We start from the raw sequence: 5657 nt of genomic DNA on the forward strand, positions 1-5657 counted from the left end.
GCTCTCGCGCGGAAGTCGGCTCTCGCGCGGAAGTCGGCTCTCGCGCGGAAGTCGGCTCTCGCGCGGAAGTCGGCTCTCGCGCGGAAATCGGCTGTCGCGCGGAAGTCGGCTGTCGCGGGGAGGGGGCTGGGGTGGGTGGGTGGGCGCGGGGGTGGGGGGCGCGGGGGTGGGTGGGGCGATCGCGGGGTCAGTCGGCGATGTCGGCGCCGGCGGTCTCGGCGTACTCCTCGGCCGAGAGCAGGGCGCCCTCCTCGGTGACCTCGACGGCGAAGAGCCAGCCGCCCTCGAAGGGCTCGCGGTTGACGAGCGAGGGGTCCTCGACCGCCTCCTCGTTAACCTCGACGACCGTCCCGGTCACCGGCGCGTACAGGTCGGAGACCGACTTCGTCGACTCGACCTCACCGCACGTCTCCCCCGCCGTCACCTCCGTGCCGACGGCAGGCAGTTCGAGGTAGACGATGTCGCCGAGCGCCTCGGTGGCCACGGTCGTGATGCCGATGCGCACCGGCGAGTCGGAGTCGTCGAGCCACTCGTGCTCGGCGGTGTACTTGAGGTCGGGACGGATGGTGGCCACAGGTGCTCCTCGGGGTCGGGGACGTGCTCAGGGACGACGGTAGAACGGACGCTCGACGACGGTGAACGGCTCGCGCGAGCCGCGCACGTCGGCCTCCACCTCGGTGCCCACCGCCGCGACGTCGGGGTCGAGGACGGCGAGCGCGATCGGGTGTCCGAGCGTGGGGCTGGGCAGACCGGAGGTGACGACGCCGACCTCCCGCCCCTCGCGGAGGACGGCGCTGCCCTCGCGGGCGGCGCGGCGCCCCGAGCCGGCGAGGCCGACGAGGACCCGCCGTCCCGGCTCGCGCACCTCGTGGGCGGCGCGGAGGCGCTCGAGAGCCGCGCGACCGACGAAGTCGGCCGTCTTGCGGCGCAGTCCCACCACCCCGCCGAGGCCGGCGGTGAACGGGTCGACGTCGAGGCCGAGCTCGTGCCCGTACAGCGGCATCGCCGCCTCCAGGCGCAGGGAGTCGCGGGCGGCGAGCCCGGCGGGCACGAGGCCCGCCCCGCGGCCGACGGAGAGCAGGGTGCGCCACAGCTCGACGGCCTCCTCGGCGGGCAGGAGGACCTCGAACCCGTCCTCGCCGGTGTAGCCGGTGCGGGCGAGCAGCACCTCGTGGCCGGCCACCGTCGTCGTCCGGGCCCGGTAGTAGCGCAGGTCCGTGAGCGGCTCGGGGACGAGCCCGGCGAGGATCTCGGCGGCGCGTGGGCCCTGGACGGCGAGCAGCGTGGTCGAGCCGGTCGCGTCCTGCACCTCGGCGTCCGGCCCCGCGCCGCGCTCGCGCAGCGCCTGGACGACGGCCGCGGTGTTCGCGGCGTTCGGCACGGTGAGGAACCGCTCGGGGCCCACCCGGTAGACGATGAGGTCGTCGACGATCCCGCCCTCGGGCGTGCACAGGAGCGTGTACTTCGCCTGGCCGACCTCGAGCGTGGAGATCGAGCCGACGACGGCGTGGTCGAGCAGCGCCGCGGCCCGCGGCCCGCTCACCCACACGGTGCCCATGTGGCTGAGGTCGAAGAGCCCGGCGGCCTCGCGCACGGCGCGGTGCTCGCTCAGCTGGGAGCCGTAGTGCAGCGGCATGAGCCACCCGGCGAAGCTCGTCATCCGGGCGCCGAGCGCCTCGTGCTCCTCGCGGAGCGCGGTCACCTGGTCCATCACGCCTCCTCGAAGGCCGCGGCGGGCGGGCAGCTGCACATGAGGTTGCGGTCCCCGTAGGCGTTGTCGATCCGGCTCACCGGCGGGAAGTACTTGTCCTGCCGCAGCCCGGGCACCGGGAAGGCGGCCTGGTCGCGGCTGTAGGCACGGTCCCAGGTGTCGGTGGCGACGTCCGCGGCGGGGTGCGGGGCGAGGCGCAGTGGGCTCTCGGCGAGCGCGACCTGCCCGTCGAGGACCTGCTCGATCTCCCCGTGGATGCACGCCATCGCCTCGACGAACCGGTCGAGCTCGGCGAGGTCCTCGCTCTCGGTCGGCTCGACCATGAGCGTGCCGGCCACCGGGAAGGAGAGCGTCGGGGCGTGGAAGCCGTAGTCGATGAGCCGCTTGGCGACGTCCTCGGCGGTGACGCCCGAGCGCTTGGTGAGGTCGCGCAGGTCGAGGATGCACTCGTGGGCGACGAGGCCGTCCGCGCCCGTGTAGAGCACCGGGAAGTACGCGTCGAGGCGGCGGGCGACGTAGTTCGCGGCGAGCAGCGCGCTGCGGGTGGCGGCGGCGAGCCCGTCGGCGCCCATGAGGGCGATGTAGGCCCACGAGATCATGAGCACCCCGGCCGAGCCGTAGCGGCTCGCGGAGACCGGGAGCCCGCCGTCGTCGTCCGGGGCGGCGGCGTCCCCGGGGAGGAACGGAGCGAGGTGCTCGCGCACGGCGACCGGTCCCACGCCGGGCCCGCCGCCGCCGTGCGGGATGCAGAAGGTCTTGTGGAGGTTGAGGTGTGAGACGTCCCCGCCGAACTCCCCCGGCTGGGCGAGGCCGATGAGCGCGTTGAGGTTCGCGCCGTCGACGTACACCTGGCCGCCGGCGGCGTGGACCGCGTCGCACACCTCCCGCACCTCGGTGTCGAACACGCCGTGCGTCGAGGGGTAGGTGAGCATGATCGCCGCGAGCCGTGGGCCGTGCTCGGCGAGCTTGGTGTGCAGGTCGGTGAGGTCGATCGAGCCGTCCTCCGCCGTCCGCACGGTGACCACCCGCATCCCGGCGAGCACCGCCGAGGCGGCGTTCGTACCGTGCGCGGAGGCGGGGACGAGGCACACGGTGCGCTCGGCCGCCCCGCGCGAGCGGTGGTAGCCGCGGATGGCGAGCAGGCCGGCGAGCTCGCCCTGGGAGCCGGCGTTGGGCTGCACGGAGACGCGGTCGTAGCCGGTGACCTCGGCGAGCCAGGCCTCGAGCTCGGCGATGAGCTCGCGCCAGCCCGCCGTCTGGTGGTCCGGCGCGAAGGGGTGGATCGAGGCGAACCCGGGCCACAGCATCGCCCGCATCTCGGTGGCCGCGTTGAGCTTCATCGTGCACGAGCCGAGCGGGATCATCGTCCGGTCCAGCGCGAGGTCACGGTCCGCGAGCCGCCGCAGGTAGCGCATCATCTGCGTCTCGGAGCGGTGGGCGTGGAAGGTCGAGTGAGTGAGGAAGTCGCTCGTGCGGCGCAGGGCCGCGGGGATCTCGAAGCCACCGGCGGTCCGGTCGCCGTCGACCCCGAAGGCGGCGAGCACCGCGGCGAGGTGGTCGGGGGTGGTCGTCTCGTCGCAGGAGACGCCGACGTGGTCGGCGTCCACGAGCCGCAGGTTGACCCCGCGCCGCTCGGCCTCCGCGACGACGACGGCGGCCCGGCCCGGCACTCGGACGGTCACCGTGTCGAAGAAGTCCTCGTGGACGACGTCGACACCGCCGCCCGCGAGCCGGCGGGCGAGGGCGCGGGCGGCGCCATGGGCGTGCCGGGCGACCGCCCGCAGACCCTCGGGCCCGTGGTGGACGGCGTACATGCCGGCGACGACGGCGAGCAGCGCCTGGGCGGTGCAGATGTTGCTCGTCGCCTTCTCCCGGCGGATGTGCTGCTCGCGCGGTTGGAGGGCCAGGCGCAGCGCCGTGCGTCCCGCGTTGTCCTTGGACACCCCGACGAGCCGGCCGGGCAGCTGGCGCTCCAGGCCGGCGCGCACCGCCATGAACGCGGCGTGCGGGCCACCGAAGAAGAGCGGGACGCCGAAGCGCTGGGCGGAGCCGACGGCGACGTCGGCGCCCTGCTCCCCCGGCGGGGTGATGAGCGTGAGCGCGAGGAGGTCGGCGGCGACGGCGACCAACGCGCCGAGCTCCTTGGCCCGGGCGATGAGCGGGGCGTGGTCGCGCAGCCGGCCCGAGGTCCCCGGCTGCTGGAGGACGAGGCCGGTGAGCCCGTCCGGCAGGTGCGGCAGGCCGCCGTCGAGGTCGGCGACGACGGCGGAGATGCCGACCGCCTCGGCGCGCGCCCGGGTGACGGCGAGGGTCTGCGGGTGGAGCTCGGCGTCCAGGACGACGGTCGCGGCCGTGGAGGCCTTGTTCGCCCGCTGCATGAGGAGCACGGCCTCGGCGACGGCGGTGGCCTCGTCGAGCAGCGAGGCGTTCGCGACGGGCAGGCCGGTGAGGTCGGCGACTGCGGTCTGGAAGTTGAGCAGCCCTTCGAGGCGGCCCTGGGAGATCTCCGGCTGGTAGGGCGTGTAGGCGGTGTACCAGGCCGGGGACTCCAGGACGCCGCGCTGGATGACCTGCGGGGTGTGGGTGTCGTAGTAGCCCTGCCCGATCATCTGGACGCGCTGGACGTTGCGGGCCGCGAGCTCGCGCAACCGGGCGAGGACCTCGGCCTCGCTGCGCGCGGGGGGCAGCTCGAGCGGGCGCTCGTGGCGGATGCCCGCGGGGACGGACCCCACGATCCGGCTCCAGTCGGCGTGTCCGAGCGCGTCGAGCATCGCGCGCGTGTCGGCGGGACGCGGGCCGATGTGGCGGTCGGCGAACGCGTGCTCGGCGGCCCGGGTGGTGGGCACGGGGGTCGTGGACATGCGGCTCCTCGGGGATGTCCGTCCCGCTCTGTCACGTGACCTGAGAGTTTCGCGAGGAGTCGCTTGCACCGTCGGTGAGCGCGAGAGGTCGCGCTGCTTTCCAGAGTTGCCTGATCGCGGCGGTAGGGGGGCCTGAGAGATTGGCGGGAGGGCGTGCTCCTTCGGCGCCCGCCGGGGCGGGACTCTCCCGCCGCGCGTTGGCGGCGTATCGAGTTGTCCAGGTCACACTAACGGACGAGTCGGACGTCTGCGGCGAGCGGCCGTGACAGGCGTCATCGCACCGCCGGGCGGAAAGGTGCGACCCTGGACGGCAGACCCCGACCCCGACACCAGGACGACGAGTGACGCCGCACAGCTCCCCCGCCCTCACCGCCCCCGCCCTCGAGCCGATGCGCCCGAGCGCCGTGCTGCTCGACCTCGACGGCACGATCAGCGACTCCGGCCCGGCCATCACCGCCTCGATCGCCGAGACACTCGCCGCGTTCGGCTACCCCGCGCAGTCCCCCGCCGAGCTCCTGCGCTTCGTCGGCCCGCCGATCCGGGAGGGCTTCCGCACGCTCGCGGGCGTGGCCGAGGAGCAGCTCGACGCCGTCGTCGCCGACTACCGGGCCCGCTACAACGAGCGCATGCTCCACGCCCCGGTCTTCCCGGGGATGGCGGACCTCGTGCGCGACCTGCACGCGCGCGGCGTGCCGCTCGCCCTGGCGACCTCCAAGCGCCGCTCCCTCGCCGTCGTCATCCTCCAGGACGCCGGCCTGGACCGGTACTTCACCGTGCTGTGCGGCGCCTCGGACGACGAGTCGCGCGCCCGCAAGGCCGACATCGTCGAGGACGCGCTCGCCGGGCTGCGCGCCCGCGGCGTCGACGTCTCGCACGCCGTCATGGTCGGCGACCGCCACCACGACGTCGACGGCGCGGGCGAGCACGGCCTGCCGACCGTCCTCGTCCGGTGGGGCTACGGCCGCCCCGGTGAGGAGGACGGCGCGCACGCCGTCGCGCAGGACGTCGCGGACCTCGCCCTCCTCCTGTCCTGAGCCCTCTCGCGGCGAACCCCGCGCCCGGAGGTCCGGGCGCGGGGTTCGTCG

General features: G+C 74.7%; 4 protein-coding genes and 1 riboswitch. Of the genes, 1 reads left to right on the plus strand and 3 read right to left on the minus strand.

Translation table 11 applies throughout. The features are described 5' to 3' along the window. Nucleotides 1-187: 187 nt before the first annotated feature. Genes gcvH through gcvP form a run of 3 tightly spaced genes read right to left on the minus strand, consistent with a single transcriptional unit; the run spans nt 188 to nt 4572 of the window. Nucleotides 188-574 (minus strand): glycine cleavage system protein GcvH, encoded by a 387-nt coding sequence (gene gcvH / locus FHE66_RS12415; RefSeq protein WP_139073276.1) that lies wholly within the window; start codon nt 572-574, stop codon nt 188-190. Nucleotides 575-601: 27 nt separating this feature from the next. After that, nucleotides 602-1711: a glycine cleavage system aminomethyltransferase GcvT gene (gcvT, locus tag FHE66_RS12420; protein WP_139073277.1), complete on the minus strand. Its 1110-nt coding sequence runs from the start codon at nt 1709-1711 to the stop codon at nt 602-604. Continuing rightward, nucleotides 1711-4572 carry an aminomethyl-transferring glycine dehydrogenase gene (gene gcvP, locus FHE66_RS12425; RefSeq protein WP_139073278.1) on the minus strand — a complete coding sequence of 954 codons (2862 nt, stop codon included), beginning with the start codon at nt 4570-4572 and terminating at the stop codon, nt 1711-1713. Before gcvP ends, gcvT begins: the two co-directional genes overlap by 1 nt. An 18-nt stretch (nt 4573-4590) precedes the next feature. Then, nucleotides 4591-4686, minus strand: a riboswitch (glycine riboswitch). Nucleotides 4687-4913: 227 nt separating this feature from the next. Here gcvP and FHE66_RS12430 point away from each other — a divergent pair. Continuing rightward, on the plus strand, nt 4914-5606 hold the full coding sequence (locus FHE66_RS12430) for an HAD hydrolase-like protein (RefSeq protein WP_255303730.1): 693 nt from the start codon (nt 4914-4916) through the stop codon (nt 5604-5606). Nucleotides 5607-5657: the final 51 nt, after the last annotated feature.

Source organism: Georgenia sp. 311, assembly GCF_006151955.1.
GTDB lineage: Bacteria > Actinomycetota > Actinomycetes > Actinomycetales > Actinomycetaceae > Oceanitalea > Oceanitalea wutianyii.